We start from the raw sequence: 4084 nt of genomic DNA on the forward strand, positions 1-4084 counted from the left end.
AATTCTATGCCTGACCTTTACCAATCGAGCTGCCAAGGAAATGAGCGGGCGGTTATCTCAGTATTGTCCAGAACAACTACAACACCTAACAATTAAGACTTTTCATGGTTTGTGTGCCTCCATACTACTCATGGAAGCTCGTCAGATTGGACTGCCAACAGATTTCGTGATTTATGACGATAATGATTGTCTCGAATTGGTTAAGGAAGTTTTCCATGTATTGAAAGATAGAGATGCCCAGCAGTTGTTTTCTAGCTTAGTTAAGTGCAAAATTCAGGCTGAAAACTATCAATTATCTCTAGATAATCTGGTTAAAAATCTATATGCCCCATTAGGTAATAACTACGCTCAAGGTGCTGCTCAGTATCAAACTATCCTTCAAAATCGTCATGCCTTAGACTTTGCGGATCTGATATTTTATGTTCGTCTCATGGTACACCATGAACCAGAGATTAGCCAACGTTGGGCAGATAAGTTTGATTTTGTTCAAGTTGACGAAGTTCAAGACACCCATCTGTCAGAGTATGGTATTGTCAAGCACTTGGCTGCCAACAGTGGTAATTTAGGGATGATTGGAGATTTAGATCAGACTATTTATGAATGGCGAGGCTCTGAACCAGAGAAGGTAGTTAAACAATTTTATCATGATTTCAATCCTACAACTTATTCTTTAACCAGGAACTATCGAGCAACAAAAGTCCTGCTTAATGCTGCTTCTGGATTTGCCGATTCCTTTGAAAATCGACAAACAAACATTACACCAGCGCCTGAGTGTAAAGATGGTGAGTTAATTCAATTCCATTTAGCAAATAATGAGTGGAAAGAAGCAGAGTGGATTGGTGAACAAATCCAGCAACTAGCAAGTAAGCAAAAGGATTTTGTTTACAGTCGAGTAGCAGTTCTTGCTCGTAACCATAAACGCACAGAGATTATCAGTCAGATATTGGAACCCATGGGTATTCCTTGTATTACAGTTGAGCGATTCCAATTTTTCATGCGACAGGAAGTCAAAGATGCTCTTGCTTACCTACGTCTGATTATAAATCCTTTTGATGCAGGGGCAATGCGTCGGATGTTGCTACGTCCAAGTCGTGGAATTGGTGATGGGACGATTAAAGCTGTTATTGAAGAAGGCAAAAATTGTGGTTTTAGTTTAACTGACATGGTATCAAGCCGCACATTTACAGATGGAGATCCTTTTAGTGAACTTTTAAGGGCTTATTCATCTGGAGTCGTAACAGTTTTTGACGTGGAAACAACAGGGTTTTCAGTGAGTCAAGATCAAGTGGTGGAAATTGCAGCAATTCGTCTAGTTGATGGGAAACCACAAGCTAGATTTCACGCTTATATTACTAATACCGTTAGCGTTGGTGACTCGGAAAGAATACACGGACATAGCGATCGCTTCTTGGCAGAAAATGGTAGAAATGCTAAGGATGTATTTGGTGAATTCTTCAAGTTTATCGGGGATTCTCTGCTAGTTGGACACAATGTGGGCTTTGATATTAAGATGGTGGCAGCTCAAGCTCAAAAAGCTGGTGTTAGTTATCCAAAAAAGCTGCAATGGGAGGACACCCTAGAACTAGCGAATCGTTTCATTGAATCTGAACGCTACAGTTTGGAAGTTTTGGCAGAGCATCTCAATCTTACCCACCTACCTAGCCATAAGGCAATGGATGATGTGGAAACGACGATTGATTTGTTGGCGCTACTCATACCTTTGGTGGAACTAAGAGCGGATTATCGTCAAGCTTTAGTGTACCGTTATGGTGAGGTATTTGAAGGACTTGCTGAACAGATAGAGCACTGGCGCGATGTCAGCCAATCATTAAGACCTTCAGATTTGCTGGATAAATTATTGGTAGAATCTGGACTATACAATTATTATAAATCTGAAAAGAAACGCCTGCAAAATATCCACAATCTTTTACGGTTTTTCCAAGCACAGGACGATCTGAATTTGCACCCTGATACAGCTTTACGTAGCATTCTTGAATTTACCGCTCTTGCTAAAAACTTAGATCGAGTTTCTCAAGACAATAATCAAGTTCCAATTATCACAGTTCATCAATCCAAAGGTTTAGAGTTTGACAGTATTTTCATAGCCGGTGCTGTTCAAGATGAATTCCCTAGTTATTTTAGTATTCGCGATAATAATCTTGAAGAAGAAAGGCGGTTATTTTATGTAGCTATGACTAGGGCAAAACAGAGGTTATTTATATCAGCTTATTCCCAAGATGCCAGCGGTTTTTCAAAAAAAATTAGTAACTTTATTAATCAAATACCAAAGGAGTGCATTCAGTGACTGAACAACCACCTACATATCGCCGTTTTCATCCTATTATTGCAGATGCTTACACTGCTGTACATGAGTGGCTTGATGGTATTGAGCTAGCCAAGGGATACAAATCAATAGATCCTCGTGGAAACTCGCAAAAGATACTACAAGGAGAAGATCTAAAGAGTGTGGCTTTTCAGTATTACTCTCTTTTCCCAACACACTACTTTAAAGCTGCACACATTTTAGAAAATGTGATTGGAGAAGACAGATTAATAAGCTGGCTTAGGCATAAGCAAAGATTGTGCATTCTAGATATTGGATGTGGTGCTGGAGCCGGTACTGCTGCTTGTATCGAAGCAATACTTACCCTGAAAGAACAAGATAAAATTCCAAATGATGTCAAAATTTTTGCTATTGGTGTAGATCCAAATAAATTCTCAGTTCTTCTTTACAAACAACTCATGCAGAAATGTCAATCTTATACTTTAGAGACAATAGGGCTTGATTTTAAATGTGTTCAAAGTGGATTTACAGAAGCTACTCTTGGGATTATCCAAAATCTGAAAGAAGAACTCGAGATCTTAAAATTACCTTGTATTTCAAATATTTTAACAATTCAATTAAATGTTATTTCTCCACTAAGCCAAGTTTTCAGAAACCAAGAATCTGATTATAATGCCTTGCTGGATATAGATCCTGAAATGGGCAAGTTTATTACAGATATTCCTGAGAAATTTGGTAATGCTGAGGCTCAGGCTTATAAGGAAATAATTGAGGATGTTCCAGTTGATACAATGCATGTTTTAACTATTGCAACTCAAAATATTAAAAAATATGTTCAAAGAAATACTGATAGTGAAATAACTTTGGAAGAACGAGTTAGAGAAATGGCATGTACTTTTAGAGTAAGTATAGGAAAGCGTCATACAGTTGAACAAATATATAACGCTAATAACGAAATATATTTTATTAATCCTAAAAGTGGCTATTGGAGAGATGATAAAGGCATCATAGAGTATAAAACAAAATCATTCTATGCTGATTTTCAGACAATATCGAGTGCAGATAGAGCAGAAGATAAAGATTGGAATGAAGTTATAAGTCTTGATAATCTCAACTTAGCCTGGGCCAGGGCACGTCACAATCTATTATCGGAGTCTTTATATGATGAGACTGAATTGCGTCTTTTTGAAACTAATTTAGATTCAAATATTGCCAAATTACAAGAACAATTATGTGCTTATGCTAGTGATGTTGCATTAGTAGATCAAACCATCTCTTATAAATTGCCTAAGAATGTAGAAAAGACTCGTCCAAAAGGACTTTCACGTATTGAAGAAGAAATTTTATCCGTCGCCATTATTCAGAAATTAGGTTACAAGTCATCTCAAATGAGACCTAGGAGCTATGCCTACAGAATCTCTGGTAAACAAGGAGATACAGAATATCTTTATGAATATTATCCTCAAGCTTATCGTGATTACCTTAAAAAAGCACGTGATAGTGCTGACAAATATCGTAATGGGGCAATTTTAAGAGTAGACATTGAATCATTTTATACAAAAATTCTTCAAGATCAGCTTTGTGATGAACTTTATGGGGAATTAACAGAAAGCAAACGGGTACGTTGGCTGATTAAGTTATTACTTTCTAAAACTATTGATGAACATGAATTAGCTCAGGGTATTACTCAGGGAAATATTGGTTCGGCCTTTTATGCAAATATTTATTTAACTTCAGTGGATATCAAATTTGGCAGTTCTAATGAATGGAGAGTTGAACTACATCGTTATGTAGATGATA

The 4084-nt window shown here is 37.1% G+C and carries 1 protein-coding gene and 1 pseudogene; both read left to right on the plus strand.

The genetic code is table 11. The features are described 5' to 3' along the window. Window positions 1-2305 (plus strand): 3'-5' exonuclease (locus F6K49_RS36415; RefSeq protein ID WP_293104668.1); only part of this gene is annotated, 2305 nt, incomplete at its 5' end. Continuing rightward, window positions 2302-4084 (plus strand): annotated as a pseudogene (locus F6K49_RS36420) (hypothetical protein); the annotation flags it as partial. The gene F6K49_RS36415 and the pseudogene F6K49_RS36420, both read left to right, overlap by 4 nt.

The sequence above is a fragment of the Moorena sp. SIO3I6 genome, from assembly GCF_010672095.1.